The 25172-nt window shown below is 68.0% G+C and carries 21 protein-coding genes and 1 tRNA gene; 9 read left to right on the plus strand and 13 right to left on the minus strand.

The window, feature by feature from the left end:
• Window positions 1-6 precede the first annotated feature (6 nt).
• The 4 genes from EC839_RS11415 to cycA all read right to left on the minus strand — a co-directional run bounded on the left by EC839_RS11415 (window position 7) and on the right by cycA (window position 6740).
• Window positions 7-2112 carry a TonB-dependent receptor gene (locus EC839_RS11415; protein ID WP_007161909.1) on the minus strand — a complete coding sequence of 702 codons (2106 nt, stop codon included), beginning with the start codon at window positions 2110-2112 and terminating at the stop codon, window positions 7-9.
• A gap of 11 nt (window positions 2113-2123) precedes the next feature.
• Window positions 2124-3338 (minus strand): MFS transporter, encoded by a 1215-nt coding sequence (locus tag EC839_RS11420; RefSeq protein WP_007161910.1) that lies wholly within the window; start codon window positions 3336-3338, stop codon window positions 2124-2126.
• A complete protein-coding gene (locus EC839_RS11425; RefSeq protein WP_007161911.1) occupies window positions 3328-5241 on the minus strand; it encodes an IucA/IucC family siderophore biosynthesis protein in 1914 nt (637 codons plus the stop codon). Before EC839_RS11425 ends, EC839_RS11420 begins: the two co-directional genes overlap by 11 nt.
• Before the next feature lie 95 nt (window positions 5242-5336).
• Complete coding sequence (gene cycA / locus EC839_RS11430; RefSeq protein ID WP_007161912.1) at window positions 5337-6740, minus strand: D-serine/D-alanine/glycine transporter; 1404 nt, start codon at window positions 6738-6740, stop codon at window positions 5337-5339.
• A 358-nt stretch (window positions 6741-7098) separates the two neighbouring features.
• Here cycA and EC839_RS11435 point away from each other — a divergent pair, with 358 nt between their 5' ends.
• Window positions 7099-9165 carry an ATP-binding protein gene (locus EC839_RS11435; RefSeq protein ID WP_372237653.1) on the plus strand — a complete coding sequence of 689 codons (2067 nt, stop codon included), beginning with the start codon at window positions 7099-7101 and terminating at the stop codon, window positions 9163-9165.
• Window positions 9166-9259: 94 nt separating this feature from the next.
• Here the strand turns inward: EC839_RS11435 and EC839_RS11440 are convergent.
• Window positions 9260-9333: transfer RNA gene (locus tag EC839_RS11440), tRNA-Gly, on the minus strand.
• Between the two features lie 135 nt (window positions 9334-9468).
• On the opposite strand from EC839_RS11440, the gene EC839_RS11445 reads away from it, so the two are divergent.
• Both EC839_RS11445 and EC839_RS11450 read left to right on the plus strand, forming a co-directional pair.
• Window positions 9469-10530 carry a M4 family metallopeptidase gene (locus EC839_RS11445; RefSeq protein ID WP_007161914.1) on the plus strand — a complete coding sequence of 354 codons (1062 nt, stop codon included), beginning with the start codon at window positions 9469-9471 and terminating at the stop codon, window positions 10528-10530.
• A gap of 12 nt (window positions 10531-10542) precedes the next feature.
• The gene (locus EC839_RS11450) at window positions 10543-10878 is read left to right on the plus strand and encodes a protealysin inhibitor emfourin (protein WP_007161915.1); all 336 of its coding nucleotides are present in this window, start codon (window positions 10543-10545) and stop codon (window positions 10876-10878) included.
• Between the two features lie 24 nt (window positions 10879-10902).
• Here EC839_RS11450 and EC839_RS11455 read toward each other — a convergent pair whose 3' ends face one another.
• Entirely contained in the window at window positions 10903-11934 is a 1032-nt protein-coding gene (locus EC839_RS11455; RefSeq protein ID WP_007161916.1) for an MBL fold metallo-hydrolase, read from the minus strand.
• Between the two features lie 63 nt (window positions 11935-11997).
• On the opposite strand from EC839_RS11455, the gene EC839_RS11460 reads away from it, so the two are divergent.
• Window positions 11998-12612, plus strand: coding sequence for a pseudouridine synthase (locus EC839_RS11460; protein ID WP_007161917.1), 615 nt, complete (start codon window positions 11998-12000; stop codon window positions 12610-12612).
• A 9-nt stretch (window positions 12613-12621) separates the two neighbouring features.
• On the opposite strand, the gene EC839_RS11465 is transcribed toward EC839_RS11460, so the two are convergent.
• Together EC839_RS11465 and EC839_RS11470 are read right to left on the minus strand one after the other, a co-directional pair.
• On the minus strand, window positions 12622-13587 hold the full coding sequence (locus EC839_RS11465) for a hypothetical protein (RefSeq protein ID WP_007161918.1): 966 nt from the start codon (window positions 13585-13587) through the stop codon (window positions 12622-12624).
• A gap of 62 nt (window positions 13588-13649) precedes the next feature.
• Window positions 13650-14249, minus strand: a complete 600-nt coding sequence (locus EC839_RS11470; RefSeq protein ID WP_007161919.1) for a LysE/ArgO family amino acid transporter — start codon at window positions 14247-14249, stop codon at window positions 13650-13652.
• A gap of 99 nt (window positions 14250-14348) precedes the next feature.
• On the opposite strand from EC839_RS11470, the gene EC839_RS11475 reads away from it, so the two are divergent.
• The 3 genes from EC839_RS11475 to EC839_RS11485 all read left to right on the plus strand — a co-directional run bounded on the left by EC839_RS11475 (window position 14349) and on the right by EC839_RS11485 (window position 17290).
• Entirely contained in the window at window positions 14349-15236 is an 888-nt protein-coding gene (locus EC839_RS11475) for a LysR family transcriptional regulator ArgP (protein ID WP_007161920.1), read from the plus strand.
• An 81-nt stretch (window positions 15237-15317) separates the two neighbouring features.
• A complete protein-coding gene (locus tag EC839_RS11480) occupies window positions 15318-16262 on the plus strand; it encodes an NAD(P)-dependent oxidoreductase (protein ID WP_007161921.1) in 945 nt (314 codons plus the stop codon).
• Between the two features lie 173 nt (window positions 16263-16435).
• Window positions 16436-17290 (plus strand): hypothetical protein, encoded by an 855-nt coding sequence (locus EC839_RS11485; RefSeq protein ID WP_039976163.1) that lies wholly within the window; start codon window positions 16436-16438, stop codon window positions 17288-17290.
• Here EC839_RS11485 and EC839_RS11490 read toward each other — a convergent pair.
• Genes EC839_RS11490 through EC839_RS11505 form a run of 4 tightly spaced genes read right to left on the minus strand, consistent with a single transcriptional unit; the run spans window position 17271 to window position 21893 of the window.
• A complete protein-coding gene (locus EC839_RS11490; RefSeq protein ID WP_007161923.1) occupies window positions 17271-18335 on the minus strand; it encodes a hypothetical protein in 1065 nt (354 codons plus the stop codon). The two genes, EC839_RS11485 and EC839_RS11490, sit on opposite strands and share 20 nt — an antisense overlap.
• Window positions 18332-18892 (minus strand): cob(I)yrinic acid a,c-diamide adenosyltransferase, encoded by a 561-nt coding sequence (locus EC839_RS11495; protein ID WP_007161924.1) that lies wholly within the window; start codon window positions 18890-18892, stop codon window positions 18332-18334. Before EC839_RS11495 ends, EC839_RS11490 begins: the two co-directional genes overlap by 4 nt.
• A 21-nt stretch (window positions 18893-18913) precedes the next feature.
• Window positions 18914-20935, minus strand: coding sequence for an ATP-binding protein (locus EC839_RS11500; RefSeq protein WP_007161925.1), 2022 nt, complete (start codon window positions 20933-20935; stop codon window positions 18914-18916).
• A 43-nt stretch (window positions 20936-20978) separates the two neighbouring features.
• On the minus strand, window positions 20979-21893 hold the full coding sequence (locus EC839_RS11505) for a putative 2-dehydropantoate 2-reductase (RefSeq protein WP_007161926.1): 915 nt from the start codon (window positions 21891-21893) through the stop codon (window positions 20979-20981).
• A 123-nt stretch (window positions 21894-22016) separates the two neighbouring features.
• Here EC839_RS11505 and EC839_RS11510 point away from each other — a divergent pair, with 123 nt between their 5' ends.
• Window positions 22017-22496 carry a YajQ family cyclic di-GMP-binding protein gene (locus EC839_RS11510; RefSeq protein ID WP_007161927.1) on the plus strand — a complete coding sequence of 160 codons (480 nt, stop codon included), beginning with the start codon at window positions 22017-22019 and terminating at the stop codon, window positions 22494-22496.
• 95 nt (window positions 22497-22591) lie between these two features.
• A complete protein-coding gene (locus EC839_RS11515; protein ID WP_372237654.1) occupies window positions 22592-23437 on the plus strand; it encodes a mechanosensitive ion channel family protein in 846 nt (281 codons plus the stop codon).
• A gap of 7 nt (window positions 23438-23444) precedes the next feature.
• Here EC839_RS11515 and EC839_RS11520 read toward each other — a convergent pair whose 3' ends face one another.
• Complete coding sequence (locus EC839_RS11520) at window positions 23445-25160, minus strand: AmpG family muropeptide MFS transporter (RefSeq protein WP_007161929.1); 1716 nt, start codon at window positions 25158-25160, stop codon at window positions 23445-23447.
• Window positions 25161-25172: the final 12 nt, after the last annotated feature.

Genomic DNA, 25172 nt, shown 5'->3' on the forward strand with positions numbered 1-25172 from the left:
CCGCCATCACCAGTCGAGGGCATAGGCCAGGCTGAAGGTGCGGCCCTGGCCTTCGGGGTAGGGCGCCCGACCGCTGGCCTGGGCCAGCAAGGTCTGATAGCTGCGGTTGGTCAGGTTGTAGATGCCGCCTTCCAGGCGCCCCTTGGGCAATGCGACGGTACCCAGCAGATCCACAAGGGTATAGCCGTCGATGCTGCGGCCGTTGCCATCGCGATCGGCGGCGTCGTAGTCGGCCAGGCGCATGCCCTGCAGGCGCAGGTTGTAGGCCTGCTGGGTGTAGCCGAGGAACAGCGTGGTCTTGGCCGGCGAGATGCGGGTGGCCGGCAGGTCGATCCACTGGCCGTTCTGCCGGGTCTCGCCCTTGGACCAGGCGTAGGTGCCGCCCAGCGACCAGCTGTCGTCGAGTTTCCAGGTCAGGCTGCTCTCCACGCCGCGCACCCGCTCGCGCTGGTCGATCAGGCGCAGGACCCGGTCGGTGGCGTCATAGAACTGGGTGACGTCCGAGGTGTTCTGGTAGAGCGTGACCTGGGCCTGAACTGGCCGCCAGTTGCCGCGCCAGCCGAGTTCGTAGCTGTCGACCTTGATCGCCTGGGCATTGAGATTCTGGATGTCGTAGGTGCTGCCGACGTCGCGCAGGAAGCGCTGGATGTCCGGCAGCGAGAAGCCCTGGCTGAAATTGGCGAACAGGTCCTGCTGCGCCGAGAGATGGTAGACGGCGCCCAGGTTGTAGAGGGTGGCGTCGTATTTCAGGGTGCCGCCCTGGAGGGTGCCGCCGCGGCCAGTGCGGACCACATCGCCAAAGGCGATGCTGTCTTCTACCTCGCTGTCGATCCACTCGCGCCGGACGCCGCCGCGGATGGTCCAGTCGCCAATATCCCAGGCGGTCTGGGCGAACAGGGCCTTGGTCGCGGTGGCCAGTTCCGGACCGAGATCGTAGGTCACACCGGTCTTGCGGTAGTCCAGGCCGTTGACCGCGTACTGATCGCCGGTCTGCTCGGCGCGTTCGTGGCTGTAGTCCACGCCCCAGACCAGGTTGCCCATGGCTTCGCCGATCTGCGGCAGCGGGGTATCGACCGCGGTGCGCAGGCCGTAGACGGTCTGGCGACTGTCGGTGGCCGAGTAGCCCGCCCGGCCGCGGGAGATGTCGGGAAAGAACAGCGCATCGGACTTGCGCCGGTAGCTCTCGACGTTCAGCGTCTGGCCGAAAAACGCCGCGTCGCTGTAGTTGAGGTTGATGGCCTGGTTGGTGGTTTCCGGCTGGTCGTCCAGCTGCAGGCCCTTGACCGCCACCGCCTGGCGGCTGTTGCGTGGATCCTTGGTGTAGTCGGTGTCCTGCCGATCGCGGTAATCCTGCAGGCCCAGGGTCAGCTTGCGGTCTTCGTCCAGGGCGTAACCGAAGCGTCCCTGCAGATCACTGGTGTCGGTGTCCATGTTGCTGCCCTGGGATGTGTCCTGGGGAATGCGCTGGCCGTGGGCGTCGAACTGGTCGTTGCGTTGGGTATAGGCGCCCGAGAGGTACCAGTCGAAGGGCCCCTGGCGGCCGGTGGCGCTCTGGAAGCCTTCATAGGCGAAACCCTTGCGTTCGAAATTCTTGCCCGCGGTCAGGCCGAGCTTGCTGCTGAAGGCCAGGTCCTGGCCCTGGTTGCGCTTGGTGATGATGTTGATGATGCCGCCGGACGCGCCCGCGCCATAGATGCTGCTGGCGCCGGAGATCACCTCGATGCGCTCGATACTCTCTGGCGCGATGCTGTTGAGCTGGCGGAAGTTGTCCCGGGTGGCGTTCTGCGAGACCCCATCGATCAGCACCAGGGTGTTGCGCCCTCGTAGGGTCTGGCCGTAGTTGCTCATGCCCCCGCTGGACGGCGCCATGCCGGGCACCAGCTCGCCCAGGATATCGGCGATGCGCCGGCCGGCACCCGTCTGTTCGCGCACCTGAGCGGCATCGATCACCTGAACCGAACCGGGGATGGAGGCGATGGTGCTTTCCGCGCGGGTGGCCGAGATCACCGTGGGTTGCAGATCGGCGACCTGGTCGGTGGCGGCGTCCGTGGCCCAGGCGGCTGGGCCGAACAGGGCGGTGGCGATGAGTGCAGCGAGTCGAGTGGGATGCATGACGATACTTCTTATTGAGGGGTGGTTGGGGAGGGGTTGGGCGCCTGACAAGCCGGCGTCAGGCGAGACTGGCGGATCAATCGGATGCCCAGGGCGGCGGTGAAATAGAGGGCCGCGACCAGCCAGAACGCCTGGCCCAGACCGGCCACGGCCATGGCCGCGCCGCCGAGCAGGGTGCCGATCAGGGCGCCGGCCTTGGCCGCGCTGTTGCCCAGGCCCAGGGCGAAGCCCTGCTGACTAACGCTCAGGGTGTTGGCGATCAGGGCATAGGCCACCGGCAGCAGCGCACCCTGCCAGAGGCCCCAGAGCAGACGGGTGGCGAGAAAGCTCGGCCAGCTGCCGGCCAGGGCGGTGGCGGCCAGGGTCAGGGCGCAGGCCCAGGCCACGCCTTCGATGAGGGCCAGGGTCCGCGCCGGTTGCCAGCGATCGAATAGCCGCGCCCAGAGCGGTGCGGACAGCGCCAGGCTCAGGGCGCTGGCGCCGTAGGTGGCGCCGATCAGCCAGCCCGGTGCCTGCAGCACCTGGGCGACATAGAGGGCATAGAAGGGCTGCGGCATGAGCTTGGCCGCCTGTACCAGCACGATCACCAGCAGGATGCCGGCCAGCCAGCCACGGGGTAGGGCCTGCGTCTGCGCGCCTCGGTGGGTGCGGGGTTGGGGGCGATCCGCCGGTAGCCAGAGCGCCGCCAGGGCGCACAGCAGGCAGATGGCCAGGGCGCTGGTGCAGAGCAGGCGAAAGCCTGCCGCGTCCAGCAGCCAGCCGCCCATCACAGGGCCGAGCAGAGAGCCGAGGGCGGTGACCGATTGCAACTGGGCGAGGGTGCGGCCGCGACTGCCGCCGGCGCACCAGACCAGCGCATAGGCCTGGGCCGCCGCCAGAAAGCCGGCCAGGCCACCCTGGACCACTCGCACCGCGACCAGCGCCCAGGCGTCGCTGACCACCGCCGCCAGGCCCTGGCAGAGCGCCAGGGCCAGCAGGGCGCGCAGAATCATCGGCCGGTGGCCGGTGCGGTCGCCGAGGCGCCCCCAGAAGGGGGTCAACAGCATGGCCGCCAGCAGCGGACCGGCATAGACCGCCGCGGACAGCAACGCTGTGTACTGGGCGCCCTCCGGCCCGAGCAGGCTGGCAATCTGCAACGGCCAGAAGGGTCCGCTCATCTCCATGGCGCCCATCGATAACAGCTGGATCGCCAGCAGCAGCCGCAGACCGCGGACTTCAGCAGTCATCCCGGGAGGTCCGCAACGGATTGGCCAGGCGACCGACGACATCGGTCTGGCTGTCGAGCAGGCGCATGCGCAGAAAAGCCTTGGCCGGCCAGGGCTCTTCCAGCAGCGCCGCCCGCTCGCGGTGCCAGCGCTGCGCGTCCACCCGGGGGCCTGCTTCGTCGAAGCAGCGGGCGACGGCGTCGGCCAGCAATTGCCAGGGGCTGGCTTCGGGCAGTTGCCAATACCGCGCGCCCAGTAGCGCGAGCTCGCCCAGATGGCACATTAAGGTGGTGTGCAGCAGCTTGTCGCGGACAAAGGCGGCGTCATCGAACAGCGTCAGCGCCGGATCGTGCAGTTCCAGGTCAAGTCCCTGACCGTGCAGGGTGGCGCGGTCGATGCGGATGTCGCCAAAGTCCCGCAGCAGCAGACGGATCGGTCGGCCCATGGCGTCCATGACCATGAAGCTGTTTTGCTGGTGCGCCTCGAAGGCCACGCCGTACCTGAGGTAGATCCCCAGCAGGGCGGGCACGGCAACGGCCAGATAGTCGGCGAAAAAGGCCAGGAAGGCGGCGCCGTCGTCGCGGCCTTTTGCCAGGGCCACCCATTCGCGCAGCAAGGGGCGCTGCTGCTCGTCCTGGGCGAACAGGCTGCCGACCGGAACCGCCAGCTCGCCCGGCGCCAGGCGACTCCAGGGGTTGTCGCGATAGAGCACGCCCAGGTGGCGAGCGCGCTCGTCGTCCGCCGGCTGTGGCTGATAATGCACGCCGAGACGCTCGGGAATGATGTCCAGCTGCCGCTGCAGCTCGGGCTCGCGCTGCAGGATCCGCAGCAGCAATTCGCTGACTCTGGGTCCCATGCGCGCCGAGCGCGGCGAGACGGTGCGCTGCACGCTGGTCAGGCGCAGCGAAACCGGCAGCTTCAGCATGGGCGCCGTACGGCTGGCCGCGGGCAATACGGTACGAAACGACATGGTGGGCGCTGCTTCGCAGGCGGGGATGTCGGTCAGGACCAGCAGGCGATCGGCGATCTCAGCGGCAAATTCCCCCGGCAGGACATCCTCGGCCTGCCAGGGATGCACCGGCAGCGGCCAGTAGTCGTCACTGTCGAGACCCAGCGCGGTGAGATGCTGGCGCAGACGCGTCGCGGCCTCCGGGAAACGTTCCGCCCACCAGCTCTGGTAGTCGGGGGTACCGGGCAGCCGCTGCACATGGGCGCACTGGCGATGCAAGGCGCACAGGCGGATTTCGATGCGGGCGGCGAATTCGGGCGCGTAGCTGATCAGGCGGCTGGTATCGAGACCCAGCTTGGTCTTGTAGTTCGGGTGCCAGGGATGCCCGAGGGTCCCCCACTGCTCCAGCTGCAGCGTCGGATTGGCGGGCGCCGCCGCGAGGCGCATGCCGGCCAGCAGCCCCTGCCCGGGATGCTGCGCCTGCAGGCTCGCGCTCCAATGGGCGTTGAAGGCCAGGCAGAGGGTGTCGTTGACCAGACTGTCGTCCAGCTCCTCGGCCAGACGCTGCAGAGCCTCCCGGCCAGGCGGCTGGACCAGGTGTTCGCTGAGGCGGATCAGCAGTTGCGACGGCCAGCGGATCGCCTCGCTCCGCGCGCCGGGACGCTGCAGCCAGACCGCGCCACGCAGGTCCCAGCTGTCCATCCGCCCAGGCATCAGGTGCTCGGCCCGCAACCGGGTACCGTCGCGCAACACCAGGGTGGCGGCGCCGGCTTCGTCCGGATGGAAGTCGGCTTCGATCAGCCCCTCTCTGAGCACGGCCTGCAGCAGGCGCTGCAGGCTGCGTGCCCGCGCGGGCGCCAGGGTCGCGCGCAACTGGGCGAGATCGATGCCCGCGTCTTGAAAGGCCGTGGAGGCGAGCGCCTGCTGCCAACGCAGCTGCAGGCGTTCTTCCTGGATAAGAGACGGTAACGACATGCAAAGCTCCTCTGTGCCCGGCTGAAAGGTGCGGGCTAGAGCTTATGCAGGTCGCCTATCGGTGTAAATGAGAATTTATATCAAACGAAATAAATTCACATACGAGACTCTTTCTTTTTGGCTGGACAAGCCTGCCGCCGCCCGCGCCACCAGTAGCCCACCCCCAGCAGCAGGAACCACAGCGGACTGGCCAGCAGCGCCTGGCGGGTGTCGTCCTGCAGGGTCAGCAGCACCAGCACCGCGGCAAAGAAAGCCAGCACCCCGTAGCACACCCAGCGCCCGCCGGGCAGGCGAAAGACTGAGGCGGCATGGCGCTCCGGACGGGTACGGCGGTAGGCCAGCCAGGCCAGCAGGATCAGCGACCAGACGAACATGAACAGCACCGCGGCCAGGGTGGTGACCAGGGTGAAGGCGGTGACCAGGTTGGGGATCAGGTAGATCAGCACCGTACCCAGCAGCAGGCACAGGCAGGACAGCACCAGGCCACGCGCCGGCACCGCCGCCCGCGAAAGGCGAGTGAGACCGCGCGGCGCATGGCCTTCGCGGGCCAGGCCATAGAGCATCCGGCTGGTGGAGAAGATGCCGCTGTTGGCCGAGGAGGTGGCCGAGGTCAGCACCACGAAATTGATCAGGCTGGCGGCCATGGGCACGCCGGCCAGCACGAAGAGTTCGACGAAGGGACTCTTGTCCGGCACCACCTGGCGCCAGGGCGTCACCGCCATGATCACCACCAGCGCCAGCACATAGAACACCAGGATGCGTACCGGGATGGAGTTGATCGCCCGTGGCAGGTTGCGGCGCGGATCGGCGGTCTCGGCGGCGGTGGTGCCCACCAGTTCGATACCGACGAAGGCGAAGACGGCGATCTGGAAGCCGGCGAAGAAACCGCCCAGCCCCATGGGAAAGACGCCGCCGTCGTTCCACAGATTGGCGAGACTGGCGACGTTGCCCGAGGGCGACTGGAAGCCCCAGAGCACCAGGCCGAATCCGGTGACGATCAGGGCGCAGATGGCGACGATCTTGATCAGCGCGAACCAGAATTCCAGTTCGCCGAACAGCCGCACCGTGACCAGATTCAGGCCCAGCAGGAGCAGCACGCAGAGCAGCGCCGGGATCCAAGGCGCGAGGCTGGGAAACCAGAACTGCGCATAGGCGGCGATGGCGATGACATCGGCGATGGCGGTGACGATCCAGCAGAACCAGTAGGTCCAGCCACAGAAGAAGCCGGCCCAGGGCCCGAGCAGATCGGTGCAGAAGTCGATGAAGGACTTGTACGCCAGATCCGACAGCAGCAACTCGCCCAGGGCGCGCATGACAAAGAACAGGGCGCTGCCGATGATCAGATAGACCAGCAGGATCGAGGGGCCGGCCAGGGCGATGGTCTTGCCCGAGCCCATGAACAGGCCGGTGCCTATGGCGCCGCCGATGGCGATCAGTTGCAGATGGCGATTGGACAGGCTGCGTTGCAGCCCCTCGGGCGGGGTGGGAGACGCGGACATGACGAGCGGATACCTGACAGCGACAGCGGGGGCCACACGGTAAGAGATGCACGGCGCCGGTGCCAGTCGTTTCACCGGGACAGCATGCCGCAGGCCCGGTCCCGCCTCGGATGGGCAAGGCGGCGCCGGCGATGGATCGCGGTACTGGCAGGGGCTTGCGTACCTGCCTATCATGGGCATCCGGGCGCCTCGCGGCAGGCCCGGACGGCCACGAGATCCCTCCGTGCCTCTGTCAGTGAGTCGTCCCTTGTCCTATCTCGAAAGTTTCGCCTGGGAAACCACGCCACTGGGCGCGCGCGCCAGCTGGCCCGTGGCCCTCCGGACCACCTACGACCTGCTCATGGCGTCTCCCTTCGCCATGTGCGCCACCTGGGGCGCCGAGCAGACGCTGATCTACAACCAGGCCTACGCCCCCTTTCTCGGCGCCCGCCATCCGGCCGCCCTGGGGCAGCCGATCGACGAGGTCTGGGCGGAGTTGTGGGACGAGATCGCGCCGCTGATCGCGCGGACGCTGGCCGGCGAGGCGCTGCACTTCGTCGACAAGCACTTCGTGATGACCCGCAACGGGTATCCCGAGGACACCTACTGGAGCTTTTCCTACAGCCCGCTGCGCGATGGCGAGCGCATCGTCGGCATGCTCAACATCACCACCGAGACCACCGCCAGCGTCCTGGCCCATCGCCAGCGCGACGCCGCCGAGGCCGCCCTGCGCCGGCACAACCTGACCCTCGAGCAGGAGCTTTCGGCGCGCATCGACGAGCGTGACAGCGCCCGCGCCGCGGAGAGCAGCGTGCTGGCCGCTGCCGAGCGCGTGCAGCTGGCCCTTGCCGCCGGCGCCATCATCGGCACCTGGTACTGGGATCTGCCCACCGACAGATTCACCGTCGACGAGGCCTTCGCCATCAACTTCGGCCTCGACCCGGCCCTGGGGCGCGATGGCCTGAGCCTGGCGCAGGTGGTGGCCACCGTCCATCCGGACGACCAGGCCGGCCTGGCCGCGGCCATCGCCGACGTCCTCGGGCGCGGCGGGCGCTATGCCCACCAGTACCGGGTCCGCCGCAGTGATGGCCGCTACTACTGGCTGGAGGCCAACGGCCACGTCGAACTGGCGCCAGATGGCACCCCGCTGCGCTTTCCCGGTGTGCTGCTGGACGTGGACGCCCGCCGTGCCCTGGCCGACGAGCGCGACCGCGCCCTGGCGGACCTGCGGGACCTGACCGCCACCCTGGAACAGCGGGTCGAAGAACGCACCGAAGAATTGCGGCGCTCGGAAGAGGCCCTGCGTCAGTCGCAGAAGATGGAAGCCGTGGGGCAACTCACCGGCGGCCTGGCCCACGATTTCAACAACCTGCTCGCCGGGATCTCGGGCAGCCTCGACCTCATGAGTCGGAGAATCGACCAGGGACGCTTCACCGAGCTGGAAAAATACCTGACGGCCGCCCAGGGCAGCACCCGGCGCGCCGCGGCCCTGACCCATCGGCTGCTGGCCTTTGCCCGCCGCCATACCCTGGCCCCGGAAGCCACCGAGATCAACCAGCTGGTGGGCGGCCTGCTCGACCTGGTGCAGCGCACCGTGGGACCGGCCATCCAGGTGCAATTCAGCAGCCTGCCGGACGACCAGCCCCTGCTGGTGGACCAGTCCCAGCTGGAGAACGCCCTGCTCAATCTGTGCATCAACGCCCGCGACGCCATGCCCGCTGGCGGGCGCATCCTCATCGAGGCCAGGCATCGCACCCTCGATGCGGCGGCTGCCCGCGAATTCGAGTTGGCCGCGGGGCGCTATCTGCACCTGAGCGTGACCGACAGCGGCAGCGGCATGACCCCGGAGGTCGCCGCCAAGGCCTTCGAGCCCTTCTTCACCACCAAGCCCATGGGGCAGGGCACGGGCCTGGGGCTGTCGATGATCTATGGCTTCGCCCGCCAGTCGGGCGGCCAGCTGCGGCTGCGCTCGACGCCCGGCGAAGGCACCACCGTCTGCCTGTACCTGCCCCTGCGACCGGTGGAGCGGCCGTGCGGGCTGCCTCGGGTGGAGAACCAGCCCGCTCTGCTGGAGGGCGCCAATGCCACGGTGCTGGTGGTCGACGACGAACCCACGGTGCGCATGCTGGTGACCGATCTGCTGCGCGAACTGGGCTACGTCATCATCGAGGCCGCCGATGGCGCCGGCGGCCTGGAAGTGCTGCATTCCGATGCGCGCATCGATCTGCTGGTCACCGACGTCGGCCTGCCCGGCGGCATGAACGGTCGCCAGCTGGCCGACGCCGCGCGCGTCCAGCGCCCGGCGCTCAAGGTGCTGTTCATCACCGGCTTCGCCGAAACCTCGCTGCTCAGCGACGGCCACCTGGAACCGGGCATGGCGATCCTGACCAAGCCCTTCGCGGTGGAGGCCCTGGCGCAGCGGGTGAAGGGGCTGGTGGCGGGCTAGGTTTCGCGCGCGCGAAACCCCTTGGCAGGGCCCGGAAACGCAACGGCCCCCAATCAGTGTGTGCGCAAGGACTGATTGGAGGCCGTCTGGAATCTGGAGCGGGCGAAGGGAATCGAACCCTCGTCATGAGCTTGGGAAGCTCAGGTAATGCCATTATACGACGCCCGCGTGGGGTGCCTTTGTACCAGAAGCCTGCCTCCGGGTGAAGAGGCGGGAGCCGTCTGGTCGTTTCGTGGTCCAAGAAACACGGACCGCACGCTGCGGTGATCGGGGACCTTTGTCCCCCAGAGGAGGAGGGCGCGCATGTCTCGTAACCCGGGCACCTACCAGGGGGTGATTCCCCCCTACATTCTTGGTCGCATCATCGATCATGGCGACGAACACCAGCGTTCCTGCGCCCTGACCACCCTGAGTCACGTCCAGAGTCTGCTGCACAATCCCGGTCGCCCCGGCGTGCGCCAGGCACCGGTCGGGCCGCTGCCGCGTACCGATGACGCCAGTCCGCAGCGCAGCATCTTCGATGCCGGCAATGCCATGCAGCTGCCCGGGCGTCTGGTGCGCCAGGAAGGGCAGCCGGCACTGAGCGATGTGGCGGTGGACGAGGCCTATGACTACCTGGGCGCCACCTTCAAATTCTTCAACGAGGTCTTCGGGCGCAACTCCATCGATGGCCAGGGCCTGCCGCTGGCCGGCACCGTCCACTACGGCCAGGAATACCAGAACGCCTTCTGGAACGGCGAGCAGATGGTGTTCGGCGATGGCGACGGCGAGATCTTCAACCGTTTCACCATCGCCCTGGACGTCATCGCCCACGAACTGGTGCATGGCGTCACCGAGAGCGAGGCGGGACTGGTGTACTTCAACCAGTCCGGCGCGCTCAACGAGTCGGTCTCCGACGTCTTCGGCATCCTGGTCAAGCAGTACGAACTCAAGCAGACCGCCGCCGAGGCGGACTGGCTCATCGGCGCCGGGCTGCTGACCCGGAAGATCAACGGCAAGGGCCTGAGGTCCATGGCCGAGCCGGGCACCGCCTACAACGATCCGACCCTGGGCAAGGATCCCCAGCCCGGGCATATGCGCGACTACATCGAGACCCGCGAAGACAACGGCGGTGTCCACCTCAACTCGGGCATTCCCAACCGGGCCTTCTATCTGGCGGCGATGGCCCTGGGTGGCTACGCCTGGGAAAAGGCCGGGCCGATCTGGTACGACACCCTCTGCGACAGTCGCCTGGCCAACGATGCGGATTTCGCCGCTTTCGCCCGCCTGACCGTCTCCAATGCCGGTCGCCGTTTCGGCGCCGAGTCGTCGGAGGTGCGTGCGGTCGAGGAGGCCTGGGCTGGCGTGGGCGTCACTCTCATCTAGAGGAGCAGGGCAATGCGCGAACTTCCCCCGCTGGGCAAGGACACCGTGGTGCGACTCTCGCGACAGGGCGGCTTCGCGCCCCTGCACGCGCTGAGCAAGCCGCGGGAGATCGAATTCGGCCAGTACGACAGCGCCCAGCGTGGGCGCATCTGCTCGGTGCTGGAGCGTTGCCTGCCGGAGTCGGGCGAGCCGACCCAGGTCGGGCGGGGCGATCAGCGCTACTTCAAGGTTGAATTGCGCTTCCGCCCCCAGCCCGCCGAGCAGCAGGACGAGCTGACCCTGCTGATCCCCGAGGACCGCGCGCCCAGCGAGCTGGTACGACTCTGGGACAAGGGTCTGGTGGAGTAGCGCCCAGTCCCTTTCGCCTTGAACCTAGGGCACCGACCAGACCTCGCCCGGCGCCAGTGTCCGGAACGCCTCGTCCGCCAGGCCATGCAGGGTGCGGGCATGGGCCAGGTCGCGGGGTGGGGCGAACTGGGCTTCGTCGCTCAGGGAGAAGGTGTCGAAGTGGATGCCCAGGCTGCTGGCGGCGCCCAGTGCCTGATGGGCGCGCACGGCATCGTCCGGGTTGAGGTGGCTGTCCTGCATGAACCAGCGCGGTTCGTAGGCGCCGATGGGCAGGGCGGCGAAACGCGGTGCCCCCAGGCGTTCGCGGATCTGCGCGAAGTGCGGCCCCCAGCCGGTGTCGCCGGCGAAATAGACCGGTCCGGTCGGCGCCTCCAGCACGAAGCCGCCCCACAGCCGGCGGTTGGTGTCGAAGCGACTGCGCGCCGACCAGTGCTGGCCCGGCACCAGGTGCAGGCGCAGGCCGTCCTTGAGCGGCAGGCTCTGCCACCAGTCCAGTTCGCTGACGGTGACGAAACCGGTCTCGCGGCGGATCAGCTCGGCGTTGCCCAGGGGCGTCACCACCGGCGTCAGGGGCGCACGCTCGGCCAGGCGCCGCAGCGTCGCCAGATCCATGTGGTCGTAGTGACTGTGGCTGACGAAGATCAGGTCCAGCGGCGGCAGGTCATCCAGGGCCACGCCCGGCGCGTGATAGCGCCGCGGGCCGATGAAGCTGAAGGGACTGATCCGCTCCGACCACACCGGATCGGCGAGGATGTTGAGACCCTGATGCTGGATCAGCAGGGTGGCATGGTTGACGAAGGTCACCCGCAATTCGCCACCCTCGACCCGGGCCACTGGCCGCGTCGGCACGGCCGGCCCTTCCTGCCAGGTCCACTCGGGACGGGTGCGGGTGAACTGCCATTTCAGCAGGGTCCAGAGGCTCTTGTCTTCGCGCGGCGCCAGGTTGTGAAAGCGCTCGCCGTCGAAGTGATCGGAGCGCGGACCCTCGTAGGCGGAGGAGGCGCAGCCGGCCAGGGTCAGCAGGTGGATCAGCCACAGCGGACGAAAGATGCGCATGGGACCTCGGACGAATAGACTGGGCGGTCCAGATTACCCTTTGGCTAGCCGCCGTCGATCCCCATGTCGCGAAATACCCGTTCCACCCCCGCCCAGCGTCCGCGTCGCCAGGCCAAGGCCCCGCCGGTCACGCCGCGGTTGCTGCTGCTCAACAAGCCCTTCGACGTGCTCACCCAGTTCGCCGACGCCGACGGCCGCGCGACCCTCAAGGCCTATGTCGAGGTGCCGGGCGTCTATCCCGCTGGCCGCCTGGATCGCGACAGCGAAGGCCTGCTCCTGCTGACCAACGATGGCCAGTTGCAGGCGCGCATCGCCGATCCCCGGCACAAGCTGCCCAAGACCTACTGGGCCCAGGTGGAGGGCACACCTGGAGAAGAGCAGCTGCAGCGCCTGCGCCAGGGCGTCGACCTCAATGACGGCCCCACGCTGCCGGCCGAGGCGCGCCTGCTGGCGGAGCCGCCAGCACTGTGGGAGCGCGATCCGCCGGTGCGCTTTCGCAAGAGCGTGCCGACCGCCTGGATCGAGCTGACCATTCGCGAAGGGCGCAATCGCCAGGTGCGGCGCATGACCGCCGCGGTGGGCCTGCCGACCCTGCGCCTGGTGCGCGTCCGCATCGGCCCCTGGACGCTGGACGACCTGGCGCCGGGCGCGTGGCGCGAGGTGCCGGCGCAGCTCTAGCGCCGCAGCTCAGTCCTGCCGCTGGCTGGCAGCTTCCTGCAGATCGCCGGCGATGTCGGCAAGACGGCGGCTGACGTCCTTGAGCACCTGCGGATCGACCTCTCGCGGCGGCTGGCCCGGTTCGGTCACCAGCTGACTCGCCAGCAGGGCGCTCAGGGCGCCCACCTCGCCGGCCTGGTGGCGCAGGTCGTGGGTGTGCTGCACGGCGGCGTCGCGCAAGAGATTGGTGCTGAGGATCAGGCGCCCCATTTCGTCATCGCGGCCGCCGGGCAGGCGCTCGCCGAAACGCCCGCGGGCCAGCAGCCCCAGTTGCCGGGCGCAGGCCACCAGCGGATCCACCAGCCGCCGCTCCACCAGCCGTACCCCGAGGAACAGCAGGCCGCCGCCACAAAGCAGCAGGGCCAGGCCGGCGAGCAGGATGTCACGCTGCGCCTCGGCGCGGATGGCGGCGATCTGCGCGGCGGTGCGGCCGTGCAGGTCGTCGACCAGGGCGGCGAAGCCCTCGGCGGTCTCGCGGTCGATGCCGCGGACCTCGGCATCGCCGCGACGCGGATCACGGTCATGTTCCAGATAGGCCGTGTGGCCGGCGCGATAGCGCTCGCCCAGGCGGCCGTGCTGAGCCCGCAGGGCCTGGAGCCGCGGTTGCAGATCGGGATCGACGCTGCCGGTCAGCTGCTGCAGACGCCGGTCGACCTCCGCCTCGCGGGTCAGGAAGGCCTGCCAGTAGCGCTCGGCGGTCGCGGCATCGCCGCCGCGCAGGAGAAAATTCTTCCACTCCTGGACCTGGATCTTGAAGATGAGGTGGGTGTCGTCGATTTCCACCAGGCGCTCCAGCGGGCCTTCGATCAGGTGCTGGTAGCGATGCAACTCGCGGGAGAGCAGGCCGAAGCCGGCCAGGGCGATCAGCAGCATCAGCAGCAGGCTGCCGCCGAACAGGAGCAGGCTCTGACTGCGGAGCGAGCGGGCGAAGGGCATGAGGACTCTCGACAGGAAACGCAGAGCCGCAGCTTAGGGCGCTCGCCCGGCGAAGGCCAGCCTCAGGTCGAGACCAGCAACTGGGCGGCGACGGCGAACATCACCCCGGCCACCAGCAGATCGATCAACCGCCACACCCCCGGACGGGCCAGGTAGGGCGCGGCCCAGGCAGCGCCCAGGGCGAGGCCGAAGAACCACAGCATGGAGGCCGTGGCCGCGCCGAACACATAGGCCAGGGGCGCGGCCTGCTGGCTGCCCAGGGAGCCCACCAGCAGCACCGTGTCCAGATAGACATGGGGATTGAGCAGGGAGACGGCGGCGGCGGCGAGCAGCGCCTGCCGTCGGCTGCGTGGCTCCGCCGCGGCCAGGGTGCCCATGGCCGCCGGCCGCCAGGCCCGGCGCAGCGCCTGGGCGCCATACCAGAGCAGAAAGGCCGCGCCGCCCCAGCGCAGGATGTCCACCAGCAACGGACTGTGCTGGATCAGCGCGGCCAGGCCCAGCACCCCGGCGGCCACCAGGATCACGTCGCAGGTAAGGCAGAAGGCGGCGATGGCCAGATGATGCTCGCGGCGCAGCCCCTGGGCCAGCAGATAGGTGTTCTGCGCGCCCAGCGCCATGATGAGACTGGCCATGGTCAGGAGGCCGGTGACGTAGCTGTTCATTGCGAAGGTGGTGCCCTGTCGTGCTGGATTGGCTGCCACCTTGCCGCGTCCGGGTGTATAAGAAAAACCAATATTCCTTATGCAGCATTAGCTGAATCGATGATTGACTACAAGTTGCTGGAAGCCCTGGCGGTGGTGGTGGAAGAGGGCGGATTCGAACGGGCGGCGCGGCGCCTGGGGCTGTCGCAATCGGCGGTGTCCCAGCGCATCAAGTTGCTCGAAGCCCGGGTCGGCCAGGCGGTGCTGGTGCGGGAGACACCCCCGCAGCCGACGGCGCCGGGTCTGCGGCTGCTGCGCCATATCCAGCAGGTGCGGCTGCTGGAAGCCGATCTGGGCAGCGAGGTACCGGGCCTGGCCGACGAGGCGCCGCAGCGCCTGCGCATCGCCCTCAATGCCGACAGCCTGGCCAACTGGTGGCCGCTGGCGGTTGGCCCCTGGGTCCGGGCGCAGCGGATGTTGCTGGATCTGGTGGTGGAAGACCAGGACGTGGTGCTCAGACGGATGCGCGCGGGGGAGGTGGCGGCCTGCCTCTGTGCCAATGGCCAGCCGCTGGCCGGGGCGCGGGTCAGCGCCCTGGGCGCCATGCGCTACCGGGCCCTGGCCAGTCCGGAATTCCGCGCCCGGCAACTGGCCGCGTTGCCGGATCCCCAGGCCCTGGCACGCGCGCCGGCCATCGTCTTCGGCCCGGATGATCGCCTGCAGCATCGATATCTGGAGCAGCTCGGCGTCACCCAGACCTTCGACTACCACCTCTGTCCTTCCGCCGAAGGCTTTCTGCAGATGACCCTGGGCGGCATCGGCTGGGGCCTCCTGCCGGATATCCAGAGCGCGGCCGCCCGGGCGCGCGGCGCGCTGGTGGATCTGGCGCCCGGTCACTGGGTGGACGTGCCGCTGTTCTGGCATCACTGGCGCAATGGCGGCGCCGCCTTGCAGGCCCTGACCCGGCACCTCGAACAGGTCGCCGGCCAGTGGCTGGTGCGCGACTAGCGGCGCCTGTCGAAGGCTTTGGTTACACTGACGAATGGGTCGCCCCGGGCGACCGCGGACAGCTTCGGGAATCCCAGCGACATGCGTATCTTGATCACGGGCGCCAGCGAGCCGCTCGGTGCGGGCCTGGCCTGCGACCTGCTCGACCGCGGCCAACTGGTGCGGGTGCACGGCCGCCCCGGGGCGACCCTGGACGCCCTGGTCGAGCGCGGCGCCGACTATCACCCGGCCTTGCTCGACCAGCCCGCGCAGGTGGTGGCGCTGTGCGACGACATCGACGCCATCGCCCACTGTACCGATGTGGCCGGTGTGCCGAGCGCGGCCGATCTCGACCACGGTCAGGTGCTGATCGAAGCCGCCCTGCAGCAGCAGGTCGCGCAATTCGTCTATGTCTCGTCCGCCCGCGTCTACGAGCGGGGCGGCGAAGCGCTCAAGGAAGACCAGGTGCCGGCCAAACCCGGCAGCAGCGAGGCCCAGCGCCGGCTGCAACTGGAGCGCCTGGCCCTGGCCGCCGGCGAATTCGGCCCCCAGGTCACGGTGTTGCGGCCGGCCCAGGTGCTCGGCCTGGCCGATCGCGACTGGGCGCGCTGGTTGCTGGAAAGGGCCAAGGCCAGGCAGCTGGGCCGCAGCGGCAACGGTCTCAATCGCTGGGACTTCACCAGCGCCGGCAATCTGCGCAAGGCCCTGGTGACCCTGCTGCTCAGGCAGCCGGCCGCCACCCGGGGCAAGGTCTTCAACCTCAGCGATGGCCAGCCGCTGGTGTGCTGGGATGCGATCAATTTCCTGCTGCGGCGCTTCGAGTTGCCGCCGGTGGTCGAGCGCAAGGCCTTCGATCCCCGGCGTCTCTATGCCCGCCTGCGCACCCCGGGTCACGAGTCGCGTTGGCCGGAGCTGCTCGACAGTCCCTTCACCCTGGACATTCGCGCCGCCCAGGAGGCCTTTGGTTACTTGCCCGAGCCCAGCTCCTGGACCGCCCTGGAAGAATACCGCCCGCGGGCGCCCCAAGTCCGTAGCGGCCCGGTCTAGCTCCGCACCCGAGGGCGCCCAGGATATGGCATGCTGGCGCTTTGCTATCGGCGCAGACTGCGTTTCCGAGCACGCTCCCGGGGCGAATCCGTCTGCGCACGGCCTCGCGTCGGCGCCGACGGCCGTTATACTGGCCGCGATTTCGTCTTTCTGCCTTTGCTCACAGGTCTGCCATGCGCAACGATCTTCTCGATGAAATGGATAACGTCCCGAGTCTGACGCCGGAGCGTGACGATCGCCGTCCCGCGGGTCGCCGGTCGGTCGAAGCCGAGGAGGTCTATCGCGAACCCGCGACCGGTCATGCCCGCGCGGTACGCCGCGGCCCGTCCACCGCGCCACTGTGGGTGCTGGTCGCGGCCCTGACCCTGGCCCTGGCCGGAGTCGCCTGGTGGAGTCACCAGCAACTGGTGCTGATGCAGGAGCAGGTGGTGGCCACCCAGGAAAACTTCGCGCGCATCAGCGAAGACGCCCAGGGTCGTCTGAGGGACATCTCCGGCAAGCTGGTGGAAAGCGAATCCTCCGGCACCACCAGTCGCGAGGCCCTGTTGCTGCAGGTCAAGACCTTGCAGACCAAGGTCGCCGAACTCACCCGCCAGCAGCAGGGGGTGACGGACAACCAGCAGGCCCAGGACAACCGCCTGCAGAATCTTTCCACCGCGGTGCAGACGGTGCAGACCGGCAGTGGCGAGGTGGATAACCGCCTCAAGGCCCTGGCCGATGAGCAGGCCGCACTGAAGAACGGCCTGGCGCAGACTGCCAGCCTGACCGAGCAGGTCGCCAGCCTCACCGCGCAGAACAAGGCGCTGCAGGCCGACATCGCCGCGCTGAAGAAGCCCAGTGCCCAGAATCAGGCCCTGGGCGAGATGCAGCAGGACCTGCTGGTGCTGCGCAGCGAGCTGGACGCCCGCCCGGTGGGTCCGGACAGCAAGGAATTCGACGCCTTCCGCCTGCAGACCACCCGCAACATCACCACCCTGCAGACCCAGGTGCAGAATCTGCAGCAGCAGATCAGCGCTGGGGCGCGTTGATCGGATCGATCTCGCTGCGCTGCCATTCCTGCGGCCAGAGCTCGCCATCGAGTTGATCGAGCCGGCGCTGCAGGACCTTCTGCTTGAACACCTCGAGAATCTCCACCAGCACCTCGTCCAGGGCATTGTCCTGGGCGCCGCTGGGCAGACTCTGATCGAAGCCGTGATTGGCCAGGCGACTGGCCAGGGCGCGGAAGTCGCGGGTGCGCAGGCTGGCCGCCGCTTCCCTGACCAGGCCGTTGACGATATCGGTGAGCACCCCGTCCAGGGTGTCGGCCAGGCGCTCGCCCATGGGTAGCCGCTTGAGCCGGGCCAGGTCGGGATTTTCGTCCAGGGCACGCTGCACCACGTCGCCGACCAGACGCTCCAGGGTGGCGCGATTCTGGCTGTAGCCCTGTTCCACCATCGCTTGAATGCGCAGCGCCATGCCGTCGATCAGTCGCTGCTTGCGCGGGCGGATGACGCGGTCGATCACGCTCTGGGAGAAGTCGTCGCGGGTGTTGAGTTCGTCCTGCAATTCACCGCAGATCTTGATCATCACCCGGTCGGACAAATCTTCCATGAGCAGCTGGTAATAGTGGTTGAACAGCCGATAGGGCCGCCAGCGGCGCATGTCGATCAGCCCCAGGCGTTGCAGGCGCAAGAGCAGCGAGACGATGCGCAGCGCCCGCAGCAGGCGGAAGCCGCCCAGGGGGATGCAGCCGAGCACGTCGTACCAGTGGATGAAGGGGTAGTGGTACCAGCGCGCATGGCGGCGTTCGATCACCGCCACCAGCCAGCCCAGCAGCACATCGGCGATGAAGAAGGCGACGAACACCAGGTCGATGCGGGTGAAATGGGCGTGGATGCGTTCGCCATAGAAGGCGTGGAAGCCGGGCAACACCGAGGCCAGGGCCTGGTTGAGCGGTCCCAGGGCATAGAGGCTGTCGAACAGGATCAGCGCCAGGTTCACGCAGACCAGGATCAGGATCAGGCCGTCCCAGAGCGCCAGCAGGCCCTCGTGGCGGCGCGGCGGTGGCGCGGCGGGTGCGGCCGGCGCGCTCATGGCCGCGCGGCCTGCCAGAGCACCTCGCTCACCCCCTGGCGCCGGGCGACGATGCGGGCGGCGACGAACAGCAGGTCGGACAGGCGATTGAGATAGGGCAGGCCCTGGCCCTCCAGCGGCTCCACCGCGTGCAGCCTGCGGCAGCGGCGCTCGGCGCTGCGCGCCAGGGTGCGGCAGACATGGGCCTGGGCCACGGCGCGCGAGCCGCCGGGCAGGATGAAGTTCTCCAGCGGCCCCAGCTCGGCGTTCCAGCGATCGATGGCGCCCTCCAGGCGTTCGATCTCCACCGGTTGCAGGGCGCGATAGCTGGGCATGGCCAGTTCGCCACCGAGGTCGAACAGGCGGTGCTGGCAGGGCGCTAGGGCGTCGGTCACCTCGGCCAGGCGGGCATCGTCCGCCAGCTCGGCGAGCAGCAGGCCCAGGGCACTGTTGAGTTCATCGACCGCGCCGATGGCCTCGATGCGCGGATGGTCCTTGGGTACCCGGCTGCCGTCGGCCAGGCCGGTGTCGCCGGCGTCACCCTGGCGGGTGTAGATCTCGGTGAGGCGAAAACCCATGGCGCAGCTCCTGATGAGGTCCTAGGCCGCGTCGAAGTCGGCCTGGACGAGGGGCAGGCGCAGGGTGAAGCAGGTCCCTACGCCGGGCGTGGAGTGCACCTCCATCTGCCCCTTGTGGTTGTTGGTGATGATGAAGTACGACACCGACAGGCCCAGACCGGTGCCCTGGCCCACTTCCTTGGTGGTGAAGAAGGGCTCGAAGATGCGTTTGCAGATGTCCTCGGAGATGCCGATGCCGTTGTCTTCCACCTGGATCTCGGCCCAGCCGCCGCGTAGCTTGGTGCGCAAGGTGATGCGGCCGTATTCGCCTTCTTCCTCGTCGTCGCGCAGATGGATGGCCTGGGCGGCGTTCTTCAGCAGGTTGAGCAGCACCTGCTCCAGTTCGTTGCCGATCACCGGCACCGGCCCCAGCGCCGGATCGAATTCGCGGATGATCGACAGGGTGCGGAAGTCGAAGCCCTCGGCCAGGTCGAAGTCGTTGCCGGCGATCTCGATGGCCTGGTCGATCAGCGGCGGCAATTCGCTGGCTTCCATCTTGCGATTGCTGCGGCGACTAAAGGCGAGCATGTGGCTGACGATCTTGGCCGCGCGGCTGCCGGCCTGGTGGATGCCGTCGAGCAGCCGCGGGATCTGCCGGCTCTCCAGGTAGCAGTTCACCGCATTGAGCTCGACACCGGATTCGGCAGCCTGCTCGACGTTCTTCGGCAACTCCGGCGACAGTCGCCGGCGGATGTTCTGCACGTTGTGCAGGATGGCGCCCAGCGGATTGTTGATCTCGTGGGCCATGCCGGCGGCGAGGCCGCCCACCGAGAGCATCTTTTCCGACTGCACCATCATCTCTTCCATGTTCAGGCGCTGGGTGATGTCGTCGATGCGGATCACCACGCCACGCCCGGCGCCGCCCATCAGCGGGTAGAAGGTGAGGGTGTAGTGGCGTGGGGTATCGGTCAGCGCCCAGGTCACCCGCTCCACCTTTTCCACCCGCAGCAATTCGGCGGTGCGACTCAGTTGCGGCAGGAACGGCTTGAGCGAGGGAAAGGCGAGAAACACCGGCTGGTTCAGGGCCTCGTCCAGCTGGGTGCCGGAGAGGTGGGTGGCCTCCTGATTCCACTGGGTGACGTAGAACTGCTCGTCCACGGCGATCAGCGCCGAGGGCATGGAGTCGATGATGCTGTTGAGGTAGTTCTGGAAGCCGGTGAGCTTCTTCTCGATCTTGCCACGGACCTGCACCTCCAGCTCCAGCTTGCGGTTGGAGCGGCGGGTCTCCTCGGCCAGGCTCTGCGCCTGCAGCACCGCGTACTGGGCGTCGTCGCGGGCGCGCTTGAGTTGCTGCTCGCGGCCCTGGATGCGGCCGAGCATGGTGTTGAAGGATTCCGCCAGGCGCCCCAGTTCGTCTTCGCTGCCCTTGCTGGCGCGCAGCGAATAGTTTTCCTCGCGGGTCACCTGGCGCGAGAGCTCTTCCAGTTCGCGGATCGGCAGGGTGATGAGTCTCTTGATCTGCCGCGCCACCACCAGCCAGAGCAGGATACTGAAGGTCAGGATCGCCAGGCTGGCGGTCAGGGTGCCACGGTAGAAGGCCCCCGGCAGTTCGCTGCTGGCCACCAGCAGCAGATGCCCGGGCGCACCCTCGGGACGCGGCAGCTCCACCAGCAGATTGGTGCGGAATTCGCGCAAGCGCCAGGTCTGCAGCTCTTCGAAGCGCGCCGGCACCTGCAGCCGATCGCCGTTGTGCAACTCGGCCAGGCGCTGGCCCTGACTGTCGTAGACCGCGGCCAGGCGCAGCGGCGCATAGCCCTCCAGCTGGCGCAGCTGCACCTCGGCCGCCGCCGGCGAGGCCAGCACCTCGCGGCTGAGCACCGGGCTGGCGAACAGCCGGCCCAGGGTCTGCAGCGCCTGGGGCGCCACGCTTTCCTGGGAGATCCAGTAGGCGGCGCTGATAAAGGTCACGTTGGCCACCACCAGCACCGCGATCATCATCACCAGCAGGGCGGCCAGCAACTTGCGGCCGACCGGGAGATTCTTCAGGCGTTTGGCGAGGATCATGGCGCAGCCGTGGCAACAGGGAAGCGGGCAGGGTAGCCCGCAGCTAGTCCACGGGCAATCCACGCTCCGCGAGCCGGGCCTGCAGGCGCTGCTGCAGCTCGGTCAGGTGCGGCACCGGCAGGCGCAGCCGTCCGGCGATCGGCAGGGCGTGGCCGAGCAGGTAGCTCACCTCGGTGCGCTGGCCGCGCTCCACGTCCTGCAGCATGGAGGAGCGGTTGTGGGCGGTGGCGGCGATCACCGCCTCGACCTCCTGCTGCAGCCCCTGGGCCGCCGGGGCGAGTCCCATGGCTTCCAGCAGCGCCGCCAGCTCGTCGCAGAGCGCCGTGACCTCCGGCAGATGCTGGCGCAGTTCGCCGTTGCGGCAGCGATAGAGCACGGTCAGCGGATTGATGGCGCAGTTGATCGCCAGCTTGCGCCACAGGCGGGCGTCGATGTCGTCGGTCCAGCGCACCGGGAAACCCAGCTCGGCGAGGGTATCCAGCCAGGGCGGCGGGGTATGGCTGCCAAGCTGGTCACCGATCCAGATCTGCCCGGCACCGGCCGCGACCACATGGAAATCGGTCTCGCGATAGGCCCCCTCGGTGGTGCTGGCTCTCAGGCAGCGCGCCCGCGGGACCCGGGCGGCCACGGCGTCCTGGCTGCCCAGGCCGTTCTGCAGCAGCAGGATCTCGGCTTCCGGTTCCAGGCGCGCGGCGACGCTGGCGATGGCCTCTTCGGCGTCGTAGCTCTTGCAGGCGAGGATCAGCCGGCGGATCGGATTGCCGGCCTCGGGCGTCTCGGCCGGCAGCGGATAGAGGCTGGTGGTGTCGCCTTCGCTGAGTTGCAGGCCGCCGCGGGCGCGATACTGCGCCAGGCGCGTGCGATCGCGCAGGATCAGCCGGACCGGCTCGCCACCGCGAAACAGCCGCGCGGCCCAGAGTCCGCCGAGACTGCCGGCGCCCAGCACGTGCCAGCTCACCGCTGTGACTCCAGTGTCGATTCCTTGCGCATGGTCGGATTCCTGAGGAAGAGGGCCAGTCGTTATAATGGTCGGTCATGCCGCAGCGTCAAGGCTGCCCCACCCCAACCGAGGAGAAAATCCATGCCTTCCTTCGACGTGGTATCGGAGCTGGACAAGCACGAAGTCACCAATGCCGTGGACAACGCCATCAAGGACCTTGATCGCCGTTACGACCTGCGTGGCAAGGGCAGCTTCGAGGCCAAGGACCTTACCGTTACCCTGACCGCCGACGCCGATTTCCAGCTCGAGCAGATGCTGGAGATCCTCAAGGTCAACCTGGCCAAGCGCAAGATCGACGTCCAGTGCCTGGAGGTCAAGGACGCCTATGCCTCCGGCAAGACGGTGAAGCAGGAGACCACCCTGCGCGAGGGCATCGACAAGGAGCTGGCGAAGAAGATCGTCGCCCTGATCAAGGACAGCAAGATCAAGGTCCAGGCCGCCATCCAGGGCGAGCAGGTGCGCGTCACCGGCAAGAAGCGCGATGAGTTGCAGGAAGTCATCGCCCTGCTGCGTGGCCAGTCCCTGGGCATGCCCCTGCAATACCAGAACTTCCGCGATTGAGCTGACTCCCTTTAGGGTCGCCTCCAAGCGCGGCGACATCTGACTGAAGAGGTAACAGGAGAAGCCGTTTGGATATCGAAAACCAATACAACCACCTGCTGGCGCTGACCGCGGGCTGGCTACCCATCGTCCTGCAGTATTCCGGCCGGGTGCTGCTGGCGCTGCTGACCCTGGCCGTCGGCTGGTGGCTGATCAACAAGGTCTCGAGCAAGGCCAGCAGCTTGGCGGCCCACCATGGTGCCGATCCGGCGCTACTGAGCTTCCTCGGCAGTCTGGTCAGCATCATCCTCAAGATCCTGCTGGCGGTCAGCGCGGCGTCCATGATCGGCATCGCCACGACCTCCTTCGTCGCCATCATCGGTGCGGCCGGTCTGGCCGTAGGTCTGGCGCTGCAGGGCAGCCTGTCGAATTTCGCCGGTGGCGTGCTGATCCTGACCTTTCGCCCCTTTCGCGTCGGTGAATTCATCGAGGCCCAGGGTGTGTTGGGCACGGTCAACTCCATCCAGATCTTCCACACCATCCTGCTGACCGGGGACAACAAGACCGTCACCATCCCCAACGGCAACCTGTCCAACGGCATCATCACCAACTACTCGCGCCAACCCAAGCGCAAGGTGATCTTTGATGTCGGTGTGGATTACGAAGCCGATCTGCAGAGGGGCCGCGAGGTGCTGCTGGCCTTTGCGGAAGACCCGCGGGTGCATCGGGATCCGGCCGCCGAGGTGGTGGTATCGGCCCTGGGCGACAGCGCCATCACTCTGTCGCTGCGCTTCTGGACCGACAGCGGCGACTACTGGCCGATGATGTTCATGCTCAACGAGCAGGTTCGCGACCGCCTGGGCGCGGTGGGCATCGGCATTCCCTTCCCGCAGCGGGTGGTGCACTTCGCCAACACCGCACCGGTCGCTGAAGCGCAGGGCGAGTCCAGCCCCGCCGCCTAGCTCCCGCTCAATTCCCGCCGGTCTTGAAGACGGCGGGATCGCGGCGTTGGCGCAGCCAGAGCACCGCGATCAGCAGCAGCGTCGGCACCCCCATCAGGGCGGTCAGCGAGAAGAAGGAGCTGTAGCCGACGTGCTCCACCATGGCCCCCGAGTAACCGCCCAAGAGCCGCGGCAACAGCAGCATCAGCGAGCTGAGCATGGCGTACTGGGTAGCCGAGAATCTGAGGTTGGTCAGACTCGACAGGTAGGCGACAAAGGCCGAGGTGGCCATGCCGCCACTGACGTTGTCGGCGCAGATGGTGGCGATCAGCAGCGGCACGTTGGCGCCGGTGGAGGCGATCACCACGAACAGCAGATTGGTCAGCGCCGAGGCGGCGCCGCCGAGAAAGAGGATCGGCAGGATCCCCGCCCGGGTGATCAGCACGCCGCCCAGGCCCGCGCCGAACAGGGTCATGAACACCCCGAAGATCTTGCTGACCCCGGCGATGGTTTCCTTGCTGTAGCCCACGTCGATATAGAAGACGCTGGCCATCACGCCCATGACCGTGTCCGACAGCCGATAGGTGGAGATCAGGCCGAGCAGCAGCAGCGCCTGCCACTGGTAGCGCTGGATGAATTCGGTGATGGGCGTCAGCACCGGTGCCATCAGCCGGCGCCCGGGCGCGGTGAGGCAGAGCCAGGCGATCAGGCCGTACATCAGGCCGCGCGGCCAGTAGCCGCCGGCCAGCGCCGACAGGCCACCGGTGACGGCGACGATGAGCACGATCAGCAGGATCACCGAGACCATCTGGTGGACGAAGTCGAAGCGCGGCAGCTCTTCGGCATTGGCCGCATCGCGCAGTCGCAGCGGTTCGCGCATGCGCCGCATGAGATCGCTCAGCGGCTTGGAGCAATAGCGCCCCCAGGGCGACAGGCAGCCGACGATGAACAGGCTGTAGAGCAGGGCGCGCGGCCAGGCCTGGGCGATGGCGGCATTGATGGCGGCGGGGATGGAGACCAGCATCACCAGCAGCAGGGCGACCGCCACCAGCTGGTGATTGAAGCCGAAGCGTGATTCCGCCATGGCCATGGGCGCCACCGGCTCGGGTTCGCGGATCAGCAGGCTGGTGACCAGGCCGGGCAGGACCAGCAGGGCGAACAGCATATAGGTGGTGGCCCAGGCGTTCTGGCTGTAGCCCAGGCGGGACGAGCCCAGTTCCTCGGCGAGAAACAGCGCGCCGGCGCTGGCCAGCAGGGCGGCGATGCGATAGCCGGTCATGTAGCAGGCGGCGAGGGCGGCCTGGCGGTCGTCGCTGGCGATCTCCAGGCGATAGGCGTCCACGGCGATGTCCTGGGTGGCCGAGGCGAAGGCCACCAGCACCGCCAGGGCGATCAGCTGCTCCAGGTGCTGCTGCGGATTGCACAGCGCCATGCCGATCAACCCCAGACCCACCAGGATCTGCGACAGCACCAGCCAGGAGCGGCGGCGGCCGAGCTTGCCGATCAGCGGCAGCTTCCAGAGGTCGAGCATGGGCGACCAGACCCACTTGAAGGCATAGGCCAGGCCGATCCAGCTGGCGTAGCCGATGGTCTCGCGGCTCACGCCCGCTTCGCGCAGCCAGACCGACAGGGTGGAAAACACCAGCATGGCCGGCAGGCCCGCGGCGAAGCCCAGCAGCAGCAGGGCCAGGCAGGCCCTGGATTTGTAGGTGGTGACGGCTTCACGCCAGAAACGTGCAAACATGCCCTTGGGCTC

The organism is Pseudomonas sp. JUb52 (assembly GCF_004341115.1).
Classification (GTDB): domain Bacteria; phylum Pseudomonadota; class Gammaproteobacteria; order Pseudomonadales; family Pseudomonadaceae; genus Chryseomonas; species Chryseomonas oryzihabitans.